Source organism: Pseudonocardia wallangbongensis (assembly GCF_054486945.1).
Genome location: NZ_JBRERS010000016.1, coordinates 104725 through 121890, shown reverse-complemented (window position 1 = coordinate 121890; position 17166 = coordinate 104725). Strand labels below are relative to the sequence as shown.

The 17166-nt window shown below is 73.3% G+C and carries 14 protein-coding genes; 9 read left to right on the top strand and 5 right to left on the bottom strand.

From position 1 onward, the window contains the following. Positions 1 to 40: 40 nt before the first annotated feature. The gene (locus tag ACU436_RS37470) at positions 41 to 364 is read right to left on the bottom strand and encodes a 2Fe-2S iron-sulfur cluster-binding protein (RefSeq protein ID WP_459031850.1); all 324 of its coding nucleotides are present in this window, start codon (positions 362 to 364) and stop codon (positions 41 to 43) included. Positions 365 to 498: 134 nt separating this feature from the next. Between ACU436_RS37470 and ACU436_RS37465 the strand changes: the two genes are divergently transcribed. Next, the gene (locus ACU436_RS37465; protein ID WP_459031849.1) at positions 499 to 1254 is read left to right on the top strand and encodes a FadR/GntR family transcriptional regulator; all 756 of its coding nucleotides are present in this window, start codon (positions 499 to 501) and stop codon (positions 1252 to 1254) included. Between the two features lie 6 nt (positions 1255 to 1260). On the opposite strand, the gene ACU436_RS37460 is transcribed toward ACU436_RS37465, so the two are convergent. Both ACU436_RS37460 and ACU436_RS37455 read right to left on the bottom strand, forming a co-directional pair. Then, positions 1261 to 2817, bottom strand: coding sequence for an ethanolamine ammonia-lyase reactivating factor EutA (locus ACU436_RS37460; RefSeq protein WP_459031848.1), 1557 nt, complete (start codon positions 2815 to 2817; stop codon positions 1261 to 1263). A gap of 1 nt (position 2818) precedes the next feature. Continuing rightward, entirely contained in the window at positions 2819 to 3943 is a 1125-nt protein-coding gene (locus ACU436_RS37455) for a cupin domain-containing protein (protein WP_459031847.1), read from the bottom strand. A gap of 80 nt (positions 3944 to 4023) precedes the next feature. Here ACU436_RS37455 and ACU436_RS37450 point away from each other — a divergent pair, with 80 nt between their 5' ends. The 4 genes from ACU436_RS37450 to ACU436_RS37435 are packed head-to-tail and all read left to right on the top strand — an operon-like array spanning position 4024 to position 9995. Continuing rightward, on the top strand, positions 4024 to 5007 hold the full coding sequence (locus tag ACU436_RS37450; RefSeq protein WP_459031846.1) for a cupin domain-containing protein: 984 nt from the start codon (positions 4024 to 4026) through the stop codon (positions 5005 to 5007). Further along, positions 5004 to 6734 carry a thiamine pyrophosphate-binding protein gene (locus ACU436_RS37445; RefSeq protein ID WP_459031845.1) on the top strand — a complete coding sequence of 577 codons (1731 nt, stop codon included), beginning with the start codon at positions 5004 to 5006 and terminating at the stop codon, positions 6732 to 6734. Before ACU436_RS37450 ends, ACU436_RS37445 begins: the two co-directional genes overlap by 4 nt. After that, entirely contained in the window at positions 6731 to 8227 is a 1497-nt protein-coding gene (locus ACU436_RS37440; RefSeq protein ID WP_459031844.1) for an aldehyde dehydrogenase family protein, read from the top strand. The genes ACU436_RS37445 and ACU436_RS37440 overlap by 4 nt, the downstream gene beginning before the upstream one ends. A 4-nt stretch (positions 8228 to 8231) precedes the next feature. Beyond that, positions 8232 to 9995: a thiamine pyrophosphate-binding protein gene (locus ACU436_RS37435; RefSeq protein WP_459031843.1), complete on the top strand. Its 1764-nt coding sequence runs from the start codon at positions 8232 to 8234 to the stop codon at positions 9993 to 9995. Positions 9996 to 10008: 13 nt separating this feature from the next. Here the strand turns inward: ACU436_RS37435 and ACU436_RS37430 are convergent, their stop codons facing one another. Both ACU436_RS37430 and ACU436_RS37425 read right to left on the bottom strand, forming a co-directional pair. Then, positions 10009 to 10368, bottom strand: coding sequence for a hypothetical protein (locus tag ACU436_RS37430; protein ID WP_459031842.1), 360 nt, complete (start codon positions 10366 to 10368; stop codon positions 10009 to 10011). A 626-nt stretch (positions 10369 to 10994) separates the two neighbouring features. Continuing rightward, entirely contained in the window at positions 10995 to 13259 is a 2265-nt protein-coding gene (locus ACU436_RS37425; protein ID WP_459031841.1) for a CehA/McbA family metallohydrolase, read from the bottom strand. Between the two features lie 143 nt (positions 13260 to 13402). On the opposite strand from ACU436_RS37425, the gene ACU436_RS37420 reads away from it, so the two are divergent. The 4 genes from ACU436_RS37420 to ACU436_RS37405 all read left to right on the top strand — a co-directional run bounded on the left by ACU436_RS37420 (position 13403) and on the right by ACU436_RS37405 (position 17113). Beyond that, positions 13403 to 14767, top strand: a complete 1365-nt coding sequence (locus ACU436_RS37420) for a DHA2 family efflux MFS transporter permease subunit (RefSeq protein WP_459031840.1) — start codon at positions 13403 to 13405, stop codon at positions 14765 to 14767. Positions 14768 to 14776: 9 nt separating this feature from the next. After that, on the top strand, positions 14777 to 15733 hold the full coding sequence (locus tag ACU436_RS37415) for a helix-turn-helix transcriptional regulator (RefSeq protein WP_459031839.1): 957 nt from the start codon (positions 14777 to 14779) through the stop codon (positions 15731 to 15733). Positions 15734 to 15743: 10 nt separating this feature from the next. Further along, entirely contained in the window at positions 15744 to 16793 is a 1050-nt protein-coding gene (locus ACU436_RS37410; protein ID WP_459031838.1) for an FAD-dependent oxidoreductase, read from the top strand. 122 nt (positions 16794 to 16915) lie between these two features. Then, positions 16916 to 17113 carry a YegP family protein gene (locus ACU436_RS37405; RefSeq protein WP_459031837.1) on the top strand — a complete coding sequence of 66 codons (198 nt, stop codon included), beginning with the start codon at positions 16916 to 16918 and terminating at the stop codon, positions 17111 to 17113. Positions 17114 to 17166: the final 53 nt, after the last annotated feature.

Below are 17166 nucleotides of genomic sequence, written 5' to 3'. Positions count from 1 at the left end.
CTCAGGCTTGTGGACTAACCGTTATACCTACCGCATGACCTCAGGGTTGCACAGGAGGCACGTCGACCGTCAACCCATCGAGTTCCGGGCTCACCGCGAGCTGGCACGAGAGCCTGCTCCCGGCGCGCCGCTCCGAGACGGCGAGGTCGAGGAGGTCCTCCTCCATGTCGTTCGGCTCGCCGGCCGCCGAGACGAACTCCTCACGCACCCAGACGTGACAGGTCGCGCAGGACGCGTTGCCCCCGCACTCGCCGATGATCCCGGGTACACCGTTCTTCACCGCGGTCGCCATGACGGACTCGCCGAGCACCGCATCGACGGCGAACTCCTCGCCGTCGTCGCCGACGTAGATCACCTTCGGCACAGCGCGACGTCCTCTCTCGCTTGGTCTGTCCATTAGACCACGGCATTCGTGTGAGGACCAGCGCCACGATTCGTGACGTTCGTGCCCGGCCGCGCCGCCGCTGTCGACTGTCCGTAAAGGCATACAATGCGTGAGTGACGAGGCCGGGAACCACCTCCCCAACCACGCCCGGCGGCTCCGCGCCGAACAAGGGTGACCTGCTCAGCAGGGTCAGCGTCGGTCGCATCTCCGAGGTCATCGTCGATCAGGTCCGCCTTCTCATCCGGTCGGGTCAGCTCACTGCGGGTGACCGACTGCCGAGCGAACGGGAACTGTGCGAGCGCTTCGGCGTCAGCCGCGTCACGGTGCGTGAGGCACTCCGCGTGCTGGAGGCCAACGGCCTCGTCGACATCCGCGTCGGCGCCCGCGGCGGGGCGTTCGTCACCGCACCGAGCAGCCGCATGGTCGGCGAGGGGATCGCCGACCTCATCTCGCTGTCGAGCCTCTCCGCCCTCGAGGTCACCGAGGCGCGGATGGTCTTCGAGCTGGGGCTCGTGCCGCTCGCCTGCGAACGCGCCACCGAGGAGGACATCGCGGCGCTGTACGAGATCTGCGACCGCAGCAGCGCGGCCCTCGAGTCCGACGACTACCCGCTCTCCCTGTCCGCCGAGTGGCACTCCCGCTTCGCCTTCTGCACCCACAACCGCGCGATCGCCCTGCTCGCCGAGTCGCTGCACGACCCGATGATCCGGTCGCTCCAGGAGGCCCGCTCCAGCGTGCCCGCCCACGGCCGCCTCGGCGTCGAGGAGCACCGCGCCCTGGTCGACGCGCTCGCCGCACGCGACGCCGAGCGCGCCACCGAGCTGATGCGCGTCCACCTCACGCGCACGGCGTCGCGGGTGTCGGGCTGACCGCCGTCAACCCGGCGGTGCCGCCTCGAACACCAGCGACTTGATCGTCACCGGCACGGTGTTCGACGGGTAGCGCACCCGCCCGATGTCCACGTAGTCGAAGTCGCGCAGCGTGAGGCCGTCGACGACCAGGACGTCGGTGTCGACGCCGAGCTCCTCGCGCAGCAGCCGGCCCAGCGTCATCGCGACGTCACCGTCGAGCACCACGTACACCGCCCTGCCCACGGCGATCCGCTCGGCGAGACCGTCCCGCAGGCCGCGGGCGAAGGCGACGAGGCGCCGGTAGCGCGGCGGCCCGGTCCAGGACATCGCCAGCGCGACGTCGGAGGTCCCGGTGTCGAGCGCGGCGAGGTGGCGCCGGATCGCGGCCGCCACCTCCGCGCTGTCGACGTCCTCCCCCGGCTCGTACGCCGGTCGCAGCACCTGGAGGTTGCGCCGAGGGAGCAGGGCGTCGGGGTCGGAGATCCAGCACGTGTTGCCGGAGAGCTGCACGCTGTACTCGGACGCGCCCAGCGCGGTCGCGCGGATGCACTCCCCCGCCGGCAGCAGCGGCCCCGGCAACGCACCCGAGTCGACCCGGCGCCGCAACGCCCTGCCGAGCGGATGCCCGAGGTCGCCGAACCGGGCCTCCTCCCGCCCGTAGACGTACTCCGCCACCCCGCCGGAGAACATCACCCCGTCGACGGGCCCGATGTCCCCCAGCCGTTCGGTCAGGAAGAACGGTCCGGCGGCGGCCCCGCCCGTGACCGCCGCGACGACCACGTCCGCCATCGCCTCCGCGACCCGCTCCAGCTCGTCCTCGGACGCGAAGTCGCCCAGCTGCCACCGGTGGCCGGCCCGGGCGGCGTGCTCCCGGCCGGCCGGTTCGAGACGCACGATCCGGCCCGCCTCGTCGACCACGTGGAGCCGGCCACCGACGTGCACGGCGGCCGTCGCGACGATCCGCCCGGCCTCCAGCAGGGCCAGCTTCGACGTCCCCCCACCGACGTCGACCAGGAGGATGCGCCCGCCGCTGTCGTAGGACGCCTTCGCCGCGCCGGAGCCGTACCCGGCGAGCATCGCCTCCATGTGGTGGCCCGCCGTGGCCGTCACCAGCGTGCCCCCGCGGTCGGCGAGGATCCGGGCGATCGCCTCGGCGTTGCGGCGCCGCAGCGCCTCGCCGGTGAGGATCACGACGCCGGTGTCGACGCCTTCCGGCTCGGCGTGCGCCTCGGCGTACGCCTTGTCGATGATCACGCCCAGAGCTTCGGCGTCGATCTGTCCGGCGTCGACCGGCCCAGCGCCCACGTACGGCGTGAGCACCACCGGGGACCGGTAGGTCGTCTCGCGCCGGACCACGACGTACCGGCTGGTCAGATCCTCGCCGATCCGCCGCAGGTGCAGCCGCGAGAACACGACCTGCGTACCTGAGGACCCGATGTCCATCCCGACGCTCACCAGGGTGACGTTGTCCTGCTGCCAGATCGGGTTGTCCTCGATCGGCCCCAGATCGATCGGATGCAGGGGCTCGTCGTCGTGATCGTGGTCGTGGTCCGGGACGTGGGCGGAGTAGACCGGCTCCACCTCAGACCGCGACCGGTCTGGGCGGGAGCGTCTCGCGCTCGGCCTCGTAGGCCGCGTCCATCCGAGGCTCCATGCCGTGCTCGGCAAGCGCCTTGCGGAAGGTCTCCCGGACGAGGGGCGCCTCGTCCGCGTAGTCGATCTGGTCGCCGCCGATACGCATGCTGATCCAGGCCTTCGGCACGCCCTGCGCGTTGCGGATCGACACCACCTCGTGCTTGAACGCGAGGTAGCGGGCGGGCTCGGTGCCGCTGTTGAAGTGCTGGTGGAACCACATGTTCGGCGGCACGATCAGCGAGCCGGGACCCCAGTCGTAGCGCCGCGGCTCCTCGCCCTCCGGCCACATGAGGCTGTAGCCCTCGCCGGACAGGATGATCACGTGGGCGCCCGGGCCGTGCCGGTGCCCCTTCTTGTAGGTGGCGGTCGGGAACTGCGAGATGTGGCTGTTCATCGACCCCTTCGCCATCGCGAAGCGGATGTGCCCGCCGCCCGCGCCGCGCTCCTTCGCCTCGATCAGCGGGAGGTTGACCGCGTCCGCGACGAAGTTGGTGTCGAGCAGCAGGCCCTTCTGCTCACCCTTGGGGGCGAAGTAGTCGGGCTCTCCCGCGAAGCGGTTCGGGAAGTCGTGCGCCGTGCCGAACACGAAGTCGACGTCGTCGTAGAGGTTGAGCACGGGCGGGAGGTTCGTGGAGGCGACGAACCGCGCCGCCTGCTGCCCGGACCCGTTGAAGTGCTGGTGGTGCGCGTTGAGGGGGATCGCGAAGAGGGAGCCGGGTCCCCACTCGAAGCTGACCTCGGCGCCGCCGTCGTTCCACACGCGGGTGGACCCGTGCCCGTCGAGGACGAGGATCATCTCCTCGAAGAGCTGCCGCTGCGGGGCCAGCTCACCGCCCGCCGGGATCTCGCACACGTAGCAGTCGTTCGACGTCCGCGTCGCCTCGTGGTTGATGAACACGCCCAGGCCGCCGCGGCGCGCCCACGGCTTGAGCGGGGCGGTGCGCAGGTCGGGCACGTAGTGGGCGGCGATGATCTCCAGCCCTTCCGCGGCGACCCAGCGCGTGTACGGGGTGTCCTTCTCGGTGGCGAACTTCGCCGCGAGGTCATCGGTGACGAGCGCGTCCTTGGCCATGGCACGGGACAGTAGCAAGCTTGACAGCTATTGGTCTAACCACTAGACCTTAATCGTCGAACGGCGCCGAGGAGGCCACCGTGGGTGAAGACGGACGCGTGTTCGTACGCGGCCTGGAGTCCGACAAGTACGAGCTCGAGGCGTTCCGCCGCCAACAGCTCGCCCATCCGAGGGTCCGGGACGAGAAGTTCGTCACCGACCACGGCGACGCGGTGGCCCACAACAGCACCACCAAGAAGTCGCGCACGTGGTGGCGGATCGGCCCGGGCGACGAGGAGTTCCTGACCCAGACGCTGCAGGTGCACTTCGTCGAGATCGACGGGCACGGCAGCAACCGCGGCCACGGCCACCAGAACGAGGCCGCGTTCTACATCCTCGAGGGTGCCGGCTACGAGATCCACGACGACCAGCGGTACGACTGGAAGAAGGACGACTTCGTCTTCGTCCACACCGACTCGGTGCACCGGCACTACAACCCGTACGACGAGAAGGCACTCGCCCTCGTCGTGAAGGCGAAGAGCAGCTGGATGTTCCTCGGGCTGCTCCAGCAGGGCAGCGGCGGCCCCGTCGAGCGGCCCGACGAGTTCGGCCCCCGCGAGGACTGGGCGCAGATCTGGACTCCCGGGGTGCTAGAACGCACCAAGGTCGTCGGCGTCGGGGACACGGTCTGGGAGGACACGGAGTTGGGCCGGATCCGCGTGATGACCAGCCCGACGACCGACAACGCGCGCCTATTCAGCGTGGACGCGTTCGAGTGGGCGATCGAGCCCGGCGAGTCCACCCCGCGCTACTGGAAGATGGCCGACGAGGTGCTCTACGCCCTCTCCGGCGACGGCTACTCGCTGCACTGGGAGGTGCAGGCCGAGATCGCCGAGAGGTACTACGCCCACATCGCCAAGGAACCCACCCACCACGAGTTCAAGCAGGGCGACATCATGTACGTCCCGCAGAACACCGTGGCCCAGCACTTCGCGGCGGACGGCACCCCGCTCCGGCTGCTGAGCTTCCAGAACCGGCTCTTCAAGCACCTGGGCTACGACAACGTGAAGGTCCTCGAGGGGTGACGGAGAGACCTCTCGATCTCACCCCCGGCCCTGCCGCCTACGGCAGCGACCTGGTGGTGGACCTGCTGCGCGCGCTCGGCACCCGCTACGTGCCGCTCAACCCGGGCTCGTCGTTCCGCGGGCTGCACGACTCGCTGGTCAACCACGGCGGCAACACCGACCCGCAGCTCCTGCTGTGCCTGCACGAGGAGATCGCGGTCTCCCTCGCCCACGGCTACGCCAAGGGCTCGGGTCAGGTGGGCGTGGCCGCGGTGCACGACCTCGTCGGGCTCATGCACGCCTCGATGGCCGTCTACGACGCGTTCTGCGACCGGGTGCCGCTGCTCGTCCTCGGCGGCAGCGGTCCGGTCGACCCGGCGCTGCGCCGCCCGATCGACTGGGCCCACTCGGCCACCACGCAGGCCGAACTGGTCCGTGACTTCGTCACCTGGGACGCCGAGCCGGCGACGCCCGCGGCCTTCGTCGCCGACGTCCTGACCGCGCACCGGCGGGCGTCGAGCGTGCCGCGGGGGCCGGCCTACGTGTCCCTGGACGCCGGCGTGCAGGAGGCGGCGCTGACCGAGCCGGTCGCCCTGCCCGACCTCGCGCTGCACGCCCCGGCCCCACCCCCGGCCGCCGACGAGGCGAGCCTCGCGCGAGCCGTGGACGTGCTGCTGGGCGCCCGGCGCCCCGTCGTCACCGCCGGGGCGATGAACTGGGACCCGGCGGCCACGCCCGTCCTCGTCGAGCTGGTGGAGCTGCTCGGGGCCGCCTACGTCGAGGACCGCAACACCGTCTCCTTCCCCACCACGCACCCGCAGAACGGCACCGGGGACCCGCGCTGGCTCGCCGACGCGGACGTCGTGCTCGCGATCGGGGTGCCCGACGTTCCCGGGCGGCTGCGCCGCCGCGGCCGGGGACGCGCGAGCGCGGCAACCACGCAACCGGCGATCGTCGACGTCTCCACCGGGCACCTGGACCAGCGGTCGTGGAGCAACGCGTTCTCCACACCGTTCCCCCGGGCCGCGCAGCTGCTCGCCGACCCCCTGACCGGGGCGCGGCAGCTGGTCGCCGCCCTGCGTGAGCGGGTCCCGGGCGACGCGGACCGCCGCGAGCGGGTGATCGCGCAGGTCCGCGCGACGCGGGCCGCGCTCCCGGCGCCCTCCGACGCCCGCCCGATCACGCCCGCCCGGCTCGTCGGCGAGCTGTGGTCGGTGGTGCGCGACGTCCCGCACCTGCTCTGCCTCCGCAACACCCGCAGCTGGCCGGAGGGGGTGTGGGAGCTGCCGGGCGCCGGGAGCTACCTCGGCCACTCCGGCGGCGGGGGCGTCGGGTACGGGCCCGGGGCGTTCGTCGGAGGGGCCCTGGCCGCTCGCGACCGCGGCCTGCTCGGCGTGGGCATCATCGGCGACGGCGACCTGCTGATGGCCGCGGGCGCCCTGTGGACCGCCGTCCACTACGGGATCCCGGGGCTCCTGGTCGTCAACGACAACGGCTCGTTCTACAACGACGAGCCGCACCAGGCCGCGGTCGCCCGCGAACGCGGGCGGCCGGAGGTCAACAGCTGGATCGGCATGCGGATCGCCGACCCGGCCGTCGACATCGACGGGCTCGCCGCCTCCTACGGGTGCTGGACGGCGGGCACCGTCACCGAGCCGGCCGAGCTCGCGGGCGCCTTCACCAAGGCGCTGGCCGCGGCCCAGGAGGGCCGGCTGGCCGTCGTGCACGTGAGAACGGAGCCGGCATGACACGGGTGTTGGGGAACGTCGGCCGGGGCAGGCCGCCGGTGCACGCCCGGATGTCCATCGGCGGGCAGTGGCGCGACGCCGCGTCCGGGGCCCGACTGGACTGCATCGACCCCGCCACGGAGGAGCTGCTCGGCACCGTCCCCGCCGGGGGCGCCGCCGACGCCGACCTCGCCGTCCGCGCCGCCCAGGAGGCCTCCGGGGCCTGGCGGGCGCTGGGGTGGACGAGGCGCGCCGCGCTGCTGCGCGACCTCGCCGCGGCCGTCGCCGAGGTCGCCGAGCCGCTCGCGGTGCTGGACACGCTGGACAGCGGCAACCCCATCGCCGGCATGCGCGGGGATCTCGAGTCGACCGTCCGCGAGCTGCACTACTTCGCCGGCCTCGCCGGGCAGACCCACGGCGCCAGCACGCCCACCGGCGCCGAGACCGTGTCCTACACCCAGCGCGAGCCCTACGGCGTCGTGGTGCGGATCGTGCCGTTCAACCACCCGTTCAAGTTCGCATGCGGCAAGGCGGCCGCCGCGCTCGCCTCCGGCAACAGCGTGATCGTGAAGCCGGGCGAGCAGACGTCGCTCTCGGCCGTCGCGCTCGCCGAGGTGGCCGAGGCGGTGCTCCCGCCGGGCGTGCTCACCGTCCTCACCGGCACCGGGTCCGACCTCGGCGACGCGCTGGTCTCCCACCCCGGCGTGCAGCGGGTGGCGTTCACCGGCTCGGTGCCCACCGGTCGGCGGATCATGACAGCCGCCGCGCGGAACCTCGCGCACGTCACGCTCGAGCTCGGCGGGAAGAACCCGCTGATCGTCTGCCCCGACGTCGACCCGCGCAAGGCCGCCCGCGACGCGGTGGCCAGCATGAACATCGCCCGCAGCAACGGGCAGTCCTGTGGGTCGACCTCCCGGCTGTACGTCCACGACGCCGTCCGCGCAGCCTTCACCGAGGCCCTGCTGGAGCGGGTGCACGAGCTGCGCGTCGGCGACCCGTGCGACGAGACCAACGACGTCGGGCCGGTCGCGTTCGCCGCCCACCACGAGCGTGTGCTCGACCACATCGAGCGCGCGAAGGCCACCGGCGCCACCGTTGCCGCCGGTGGCTCCCGGCCCCTTGGCCTCGACCGCGGCTACTTCGTCGAGCCCACCGTGTTCACCGACGTCACCGACGACATGCCGATCGCGCGCGAGGAGGTGTTCGGGCCGGTCATGGCGGTCATGGGCTTCACCGACCTCGACGACGCCGTCCGGCGGGCCAACGACACCGAGTTCGGGCTGACCGCGAACGTCTACACCCGCGACCTGCGCGTCGCGCACCGGCTGGCCGACCGGCTGCAGGCCGGCTACGTCTACGTCAACGGGACCGGACGCCGCCCGCCCGGCTCCCCGTTCGGCGGGTGGAAGCAGAGCGGCCTCGGCAAGGAGAACGCGCACGAGGAGCTGCTCTCCTACACCCGCGAGAAGACGATCACCATCACGCTCCCCACCGACGACCCCGACTGGAGCTGAGCCGATGACCAATCACGCTCCCTACGACAAGCCGGTCTGGGGCTCGGACGTCATGGTCGACGCCCTGCGCCACCTGGACCTGCCCTACATCGCGCTCAACCCCGGCTCCTCGTTCCGCGGGCTGCACGACTCGCTCGTCAACTACGCGGGCGACGAGATGCAGATGATCGAGTGCCCGCACGAGAAGATCGCCGTCGCGCTCGCGCACGGCTACGCGAAGGCGACCGGCCGCGCGATGGGCGTGATCCTGCACGACCTCGTCGGATTGCTGCAGGGCACCATGGGCGTCTACTACGCCTACATCGACCGCGCCCCCGTGCTCGTCCTGGGCGGCTCCGGCCCCGCCGACCACGACCGCCGACGCCCCTACATCGACTGGATCCACTCGGCGAACGTGCAGGGCCAGGCGGTCCGCGAGTACACGAAGTGGGACCACGAGCCGCGCTCCATCGAGTCCGTGCCGGACGTCCTCGCCCGGGCGTACCGCATCGCCACCACCGGACCCACCGGCCCGACGTACGTCGCCCTCGACGCCGGCCTGCAGGAGGACCAGGTCGAGGAACCGGTGCCCGTGGACGACGTCGCCGCGCTCGCCGCCGCGCCCGCCCCGCTGGCTCCCGACCCCACAACGCTGCGGACGCTCGCACAGGAGCTGTGCGCGGCGAAGCGGCCGGTCATGGTGCTGGCCTACCCGGGCCGCGACGACGCGTCGTTCGGGCACCTCGTCGACCTGGCGGAGCTGGTCGGGGTCGGCGCCGTCGACACGCACTGGCGGCTGAACTTCCCCACCCGCCACCCCCTGTGCGTCAGCGACACCGACATCATCGACGAGGCCGACTGCGTGCTCTTCGTCGACGTCAAGGACATGGTCAAGCCCACGCACCGGACCGACCGGCTGGCGCGGCGCAACGTCTCCCGGCTGGCACCGGGCACCCGGGTGCTCTCGATCGGCTTCGGCGACACCGGCATCTCGTCCTGGAGCGAGGACTACGCCCAGCAGATCCCGGCCGACCACGCGATCGTCGCGGACACGGCCGTCGCGCTCCCCCTGCTGCTCGAGGAGTGCCGCACCCTCCTGGCCGGCGACGACGAGCAGCGCACGGCCGAGCGCGCGGCGTGGACCCGCCGGATCACCGAGGTGCACGAGGACGCGTGGGCCGGCTGGGCGCAGCACGCCGCCGACGCCGCCGGGGAGACACCGGTGGCCACCGCGCAGCTCGCCGCAGCCGTCTGGAACGTCGTCAAGGAGCACGACTGGGTGCTCACCGCCGGCACGGCCGCCGAGTGGGCGCTGCGACTGTGGGACTTCGACGCCCCGCACCGCCACCCCGGCAAGCAGCTGGGCACCGCCACCCAGATCGGGATCTCGCTGGGCGTCGCGCTCGCCCACAAGGGCACCGGCCGGCTCGTCGTGGACCTGCAACCCGACGGCGACCTGATGTTCGACGTCGGCGCGCTGTGGGTCGCGAGCCGCTACCGGCTGCCGCTGCTCGTGGTCATGTACAACAACCGCGCCTACTACAACGACTGGGAGCACCAGGAGAAGCTCGCCGCGCAGCGCGGCACCCCCGTCGACCGCGCGCACATCGGGATGGCCATCTCCGACCCGGAACCGGACTTCGCCACCATCGCCACCGGCTTCGGCTGGCACGCCGAGGGCCCGGTCACGGACCCCGCGGCCGTGGAGGACGCGGTACGGCGCGCCGCCGCCCACGTCCTGGAATCGGGCGGCCCGGCCCTGGTCGACGTGATCTGCCAACCGAAGTGACGGCCGCCGCGCGTCACCGCGCCCACGGGGCCCGGTAGGCGCGCGCCCGCTGCCGGGCCGTCACCCCCAGCACGATCCGCACGGCCAGCGCGGCCGCGACGACGCGCAAGAGGTCACCGGCAGCCGGCACGACCACCCCGCCCGGAACGATCCCGGCGACCGCCCCCGCGACCGCCGCGGGCCACCAGAGCAGGTGCGTGACCGGCACCGGTTCCGCCGACCACCGCTCCCGCGCGGCGGGCCACGGCAGATCCGGGTCGCTCGCGCGCCGGAGGTCGTCGTGCAGGCGGGCGGGGACGAACGCCCGCTGCGCGGTGTCGACGACGGGCACCCACGCGGCGTCGCCGAACACGGGGCGACGCAGGCCGGTCACCGCGACACGAGGTCGGCGACGGCGCTGCAGCACGCCAGGACGACGGACAAGCGGGCAGGCCCAGGCGTCTTGGGAGTGCAGAAGGGGCGGGCGGGACCACCGCAGGTCGAGTGGCCGCCAACCGCGGCGGGCTCGTCGGGACTGGCGTGCCAGCCGGTCGGGGACGGCCGCCCCGGTGACCCCCGGGGGACGGTAGCGGTGCCAACCCGACCACCCCGCGGGGTGAGGTGTGGGCGGGGAACGGGAGTGGTCGCACCCGGGGCCGGGTCGAAGGGGTGGGTCGTTCGGGCTACGGGCCGGGTACGGCGCGCCCACCGGCAGCCGATCCCGCGGCGAGACAGTCCTGACCGCCGGGCGGCGGTCACGTTCATGATCCGCGGTATCGGTTGGCCATGGCTGCGGCGACAGCCATGAACAACCGATACCCGCGATCTTCCCCGTCAAGATCCGAGGTATCGGGCGTCCATGGTCGTGTGGACAGCCATGGGCAACCGAAACTTCGGATCTTGCCCCGCGGATCGACGGGCATCGGCCCCCACGCCGCCGTGTGCGCGGGCCCCGTCCAGCCGATCAGGGCCGCTCGGACGAGCTGTCGCGCAGCTGGGGCACTCGAACGGCCCAGCATCTCAGATCAGGACGACTGGGTTGCTGAGCGCCGCCATGTGCCCATCGGGATGCCGCACCTCGACGCGGACGAACGCCGACTCCTCCGCGCTCGTGCACCACTCCACGGCACCGGAGCCGTCATCGGCCAGGGACTCGCGGTGCACCCTGCCCCGGTCGGTGTGGAAGGTGACGGCGCCGGACGGAACCCCGCGGACGTCCACCCGCATCACCGCCGGCCGCTCACGGGTGGTCAGGCGCTCGCCGACCCCCGCCGTGCGATCGCCGGCAACCATCTCGACCGACAGCTCGACGGCGGCCGATTCCGCGATCCAGCTCCGGCCGGCTCGGATGGCGGCGAGGATCGCGTCGGCGGTCGGCTCCTCGGCCGACACGACGGTCTGCGGCGTGCCGATCTGCCCGCTGAGGTGGACGTCGCTGTTTCCCATCGCCGGCCGCCACCGGCCGCGGTGGATGTCGGCCGCCAGGTTGCGGCCCCATTCGGCCGACGCCGCCTCGTTGTCCGCGTTCCACGGCAGGTCCGACGTCCACCGCCCGTTCCACACCTCCACCACGTCGAACCCGTGGTAGGGGTACATGAACGAACCGGAGGGGTAGGGCGCGTACGGGTGTGCGGCCACGCAGAGGCCACCGGAGCGATGGACCTCGGCCAGGTGCCTGTCGATCAGGTCGTCGCGCAGGCCGTACCGCCAGTCGACCACCTGCCCCGGCTCGATCCCGAGCGCGAGCCAGTGCCCGGTCCTGGTCGTGACCTCCTGGCCCCGGATCACCACGAGGTCGTCCCCGGCGAGCAGGTCCCACGCATCGTGCGCGACGGACGTGTTGTGTTCCGTCGTCGCGATGAAGTCCAGGCCGGCCGCACGGGCCTCGGCCGCGAGCTGCTGCGGCGTGAGCTCCCCACCGTTCGAATGCACCGAGTGGACGTGGCAGTCGCCCCGGTACCAGCGGCGCACGCTACCCGTCCGCCCAGTCGTCGAGCCGGTGCAGGTCGGTGGGGACGAGGGTGGCGGAGCGGATGAGCTCGCGGAGAAGGTGGTCGTTGAGCTGGTTGCCGATGGGCCGGGGCACCTCCGGGGCGACGAGCCCGGACACCCCGTGCTTGTGGATGCGACGCCGCGGTCGGGACCAGCGGTCTCGAGCCCCCGCACGGTGGCGACGGTCGCCCGGTCGAGCAGGCCGCAGGCGTCGACGACGGCCGGCGAGGTGGGGTCGAAGGGCACCTGGCGGCGGGGCACCGGCCCGCGGGCGAAGACCGAGAGCGCGTTGTCGGTGGCGACGTCGGCGACCGCGCACAGGTCCGGGACGGCCCCGCGTTCGGACCTGGCGACGATCCAGACGTCGTAGCCGTCGGGCAACCGCAGCCGGCGGGTGCACTGCTCGTCGACGAGGCCACTGCGGAAGACCACGATCCCGTCGCGTTCCTCGCGCGTCCCCTCCGGCAGCTCGTCGGGCGACCGGACGAACTGGGCCCGCACGGCGAACCGGTCCGGCTGCGGCGGGCCGCTCCCGCGGCCTGCGCTGCAGCATCCGCACCAGCACGGGTCCGAGCGCGGCGGGTCCACCGTCCCCTTCATCGCGGCGCCGAGGGTCTGGACGAGGTCGCCGTCGCCCCACGGGGACCGCCCTTCCACGGCCGCGTAGAGCGTGGCCCCGAGTGAGAAGACGTCGGCCTTCGGGCCGCCCTTCACCCCGCTCGCAACCTCGGGGGCGACGTAGGCGGCCACGCCGGCGAACGGGCGCCCACCGGTGCCGATCGTGTCCTCGCCCTCGACCGTGGAGATCCCGAAGTCGGTGAGCGTGACGTGATCCTCTCCGTGATCGTCCTTGCCGACGAGGAGGTTGCGCGGCGTCACGTCCCGGTGCAGGACGCCGGGCGACGACCCGTGCGCGTAGGTGAGGGCCTCGGCCACCTGCGCGCCGATCCCGGCGACCCGGGGCGGCGGGAGCGGCCCGGCCGCGGTGAGGTCGGCCAGGTTCGGTGCGGGGACGTACTCCATCACCAGCCACGGCTCACCGTCGTGCTGCACCAGCCCGTGCACGGCGATGATGTGCGGGTGCCGCAGCCGGGAGGCGATCCCGGCCTCCGCTCGCAGCCGTTCCCGGGCGCGGTCGCGCTCGCCGGGCGCGAGGTGGGACAGGCGGACCCGCTTCAGCGCGACGGTGACGCCGGTCTCGCGGTCGGTGGCGCGCCACACCTCGCCCATCCCACCGGAGCCGATCTCGGCGTCGAGGCGGTAGCGCCCGGCGATCACGTCACGATCCGCCACGGCGCCCCCCGAACCCGTCCGGGTGACCGTAACGGAGGACGCCGGCCCCCGCCCGATGTCGATCCGGGGCCGTTCCGATTGTCGCCATGGCGGCACTGCTCACAGTGAGAGGAACGATCATGGCGCACCGAAGGACATGGGTCTTGGCGCTCGCGGCCGTCGCATCCTTGATGACCGCGCTGGACGCGCTCGTCGTGTCCGCATCGCTCACCTCGATCCAGGCCGACCTCGGCGCCACCGCCGAGCAGCTGGAGTGGACCGTCAACGGCTACAACCTCGTGATGGCCGTGCTGCTCATGCCGGCGGCCGCCCTCGGCGACCGGTACGGGCGGCGCCGCATGTTCGCGCTCGGGATGGCCTTGTTCACCGCGGCGTCGGCGGCGTGCGCGGCGGCGCCCGACGTCGGGGTTCTCGTCCTCGCACGGGCCGTGCAGGGCGCGGGCGCCGCGTTCGTCAGCGCGCTCGCGATGACGCTGGTGAGCGCCGCCTTCCCGCCCGAGCGGCGGGGCAGCGCGATCGGGTTCCTGCAGGGTGGTTCCGGCATCGCCGTGCTGGCCGGTCCCGGGCTCGGCGGCGCGATCACGCACAGCGTGGGGTGGGAGTTCGTCTTCTGGCTCAACGTCCCGATCGGCCTGGTCGTGCTGCCGCTGATCCTCGCGAAGTGCGACGAGAGCCGCGGCGCCCACACCGCGCTCGACGTGCGGGGGTTGTTGCTGGTCAGCGCGGCCGTGCTCGGGGTGGTCTGGGCCCTCGCCCGCGGCAACGCGGTGGGCTGGGCGAGTACTGAGGTGCTCGGCGCGTTCGCGGTGGGCGGCGCGGCGCTCCTGGCGTTCGTGCGCTGGGAGCGGCGCGCGGCGGCACCGATGTTCCCGATGCGGCTGCTGCGCTGCCACGGCTTCATCGCCGGCAACGTCGCCACGGCCGGGCTCTTCGCATCGATCTTCGGAGGGCTGTTCTTCTACGCCCAGCTGCTGCAGACCGGCCTCGGCCTCAGTCCCCTGCAGGCCGGGATCGGCCTCGTGCCGTGGACGTCGACGCTGATCGTGCTGGGCCCGCTCGCCGGCAGGCTGGCCGACCGGATCGGCAACCGGCCGCTGATCGTCACCGGGCTGCTGACGACCGCCGCCGGGATCGCGTGGGTCGCGCTCGTGGCCCGGCCGGGGATGCCCTACGGCGAGCTCGTCGTCCCGTTCCTGCTGGCGAGCATCGGCGGGTCGATCGCGCTGGCCCCCACCGCCAACGCCGTGCTCGGCGCCGTCCCGCCTGCGGACATCGGCACGGCGTCGGGCGTCAACGCCATGCTGCGCGAGCTCGGGGGCGTGCTCGGGCTCGCGGTGTTCGTCGCCGTCTTCACCGGTACGGGCAGCTACGCCTCCCCCGCCGCCTTCGTCGACGGCTTCGGCCCGGCCATGGGCACCTGCGCCGCGCTGGTCGCCCTGAGCGCGGCCGCGGTGGCGGTGCGGTGGCGCCCGGCGGTTCGAGTTGCCCGGGAGCCGGTCCTGCCGTAGAGATCGGCCGTGACCCTCTCCACCCCGGCGCGGCTGCTGCGGCTGCTCAGCCTCCTGCAGGGACGGCGCGAGTGGGCGGGCACCGAGCTGGCCGAGCGGCTCGGCGTCACCGACCGGACGGTGCGCCGTGACGTCGGCAGGCTCCGCGAGCTCGGCTACCCGGTCGAGGGCACCACCGGCACCGCGGGCGGTTACCGGCTCACGTCCGGCGAGGACCTGCCGCCCCTCCTGCTCGACGACGACGAGGCCGTGGCGATCGCCACGAGCCTGCTCGGCACGCTCGGCGACGGGGAGACGGCGGGACGCGCGCTCGCCAAGCTCACGCAGGTGATGCCCGGCCGGCTGCGCAGGCGCGTCTCCGCCGTCGGTGAGTCGGTGGTGTCCGTGCCCGACCACCGCGGCGCGCGGATCGAGCCCGGGGTGCTCGCGGTGCTGGCGGGCGCGGTGCGCGACCGGGAGATCGTCCGGTTCGGCTACCGCCGCCGGGACGGCACCGCCACCGAGCGGCGGGTGGAACCGCACCACGTCGTGGCCACGTACGGCCTGTGGTACCTGGTGGCCTTCGACACCGGCGCGGGCGACTGGCGAACGTTCCGGGTGGACCGCATCGATCGCCCCGAGTCGGTGCGGCTGCGGTTCACACCGCGCGAGCTGCCCGCGGGAGACCCCGCCGAGCACGTGCGCCGGACGATCACGTCGACGCCCTACCGCTACACGGTGCGCGCGACCGTCCCGGTGCCGGCCGACGTCGTGCGCGCCCGCCTGCCGATGTCCATCTCCGCGCGGATCCAGCCGCTCGACGACACGTCCTGCACGGTGCTGCTGGGTGCCGACTCGCTCGACCACCTCGTGCGCGACGTCGTCACGCTCGGGCCGGGTACGCGGCTGGACGCCTCCCCCGAGGTGCTGGCGCACCTGCGCGACATCGGCCGGTGGCTGGGCGGCGCGGCGTCGGCCGAGAGCTAGCCTCGGGGGCATGACGCTGGTGGTCCACGTCGTCGGAGCCGGCATCGCCGGGTCGGCCGCGGCGCTCGCGCTGCACGGGGCGGGCGCGCACGTCGTGGTCCACGAGGCGCACCCGGACACGTTCACCGACGCGGGGGCGTTCCTGACGCTCGCGGAGAACGGGGTACGGGCCCTGCAGGCGATCGGGGCCGGCGAGGCCGTCCGGCGGGCGAGCGCTCCGCTGCGCACCATGCAGGTCTCCGACGGGGCCGGCGCCGAGATCGCGAGCCGGCCGCTCGGCGAACCCGGCGGCCCCGGGTTCCGCTATCTCACCAGGGCCCGGCTGTGCACGGTGCTGCAGGACGAGGTGCGCCGCCGCGGGATCCCGCTGCGGCACGGCGAGCGGCTGACCGCGACCGAGCGGGCCGGGGACGGCGTCGTCGCGGTCTTCGCCGACGGCTCCCGGGCGGGCGGCGACCTGCTGGTCGGCGCCGACGGGCTCCGGTCGGCCGTGCGCACGCAGCTGGACCCGGGTGCGGCCCCGCCGCGGTACGTCGGATCGCAGATCTTCTACGGCAGCACGCCCGGCGCTCCCCCGGGCGAGCCGATCGACCGGATCCACTTCGTCCGGAGCACCTCCGCCGGTTCCGTCGCCTTCGGGTTCATCGCCACGGAACGGGAGGGCACCTGGTGGTTCGCGCGGGTGATCGGGCCCGAGCTGACCCCGGACGAGGTTTCCGCCGGCACCACCGACGGCTGGTCGGCGCTACTGACCGACGTGCTGCGTGCGGAGCCCGGCCCGCGGTCGATCGTGGCGGCCGCCGAGCGGGTGCTGGTCACCAACGCGTACGACCTGGCGGACGTCCGCGTGTGGCACCGCGACCGCGCGCTGATCGTCGGGGATGCCGCCCACGCGGCGTCGCCCGCCACCGGCCAGGGGGCGTCGATGGCGCTCGAGGACGCCGTGGCGCTGGCCGAGGAGGTCCGCGGTACGGAGGGCATCGACGCCGCTCTCGCCCGGTACGAGGAACGCAGGCGCCCGCCGGTCGAGGCCAACACGGCGGCCAGCGCCCGGATGTGAGGAGGGCTCGTGGTGGATCCCTTCGGCACCGGAGTGCGATCGCGTCCCCCGTCCGGGTCCGGCGCGTCGCCGGGACCGGTCGCCCACCTCTACTACCTTCCGCGTCGCTAGCGTTACGCAGAGTGAAGGGGACCAAGATGGCGGGCAAGTTCGAGGTGTACAAGGACCGCGCCGGCAAGTTCCGGTTCCGGCTGAAGGCGTCCAACGGCCAGGTCGTCGCCACCGGCGAGGCCTACGAGACGAAGGCGTCGGCGCTGAAGGGGTGCGAGTCGGTCCAGAAGGCCGCCGACGGCGCCCCCGTCGTCGAGGTCGACTCCTGATTCGACCCGGGGGGCGCGGGGCGTGCTCGACGGGCACGACCCCGCCTCCCGCG

What these genes read in the sequence shown, in the direction of transcription:
- ACU436_RS37435 (WP_459031843.1), top strand. Translation starts at nt 8,232, where the DNA reads ATGACCAATCACGCTCCCTACGACAAGCCGGTCTGGGGCTCGGACGTC.
- ACU436_RS37410 (WP_459031838.1), top strand. Translation starts at nt 15,744, where the DNA reads ATGACGCTGGTGGTCCACGTCGTCGGAGCCGGCATCGCCGGGTCGGCC.
- ACU436_RS37440 (WP_459031844.1), top strand. Translation starts at nt 6,731, where the DNA reads ATGACACGGGTGTTGGGGAACGTCGGCCGGGGCAGGCCGCCGGTGCAC.
- ACU436_RS37455 (WP_459031847.1), bottom strand. Translation starts at nt 3,943, where the DNA reads ATGGCCAAGGACGCGCTCGTCACCGATGACCTCGCGGCGAAGTTCGCC.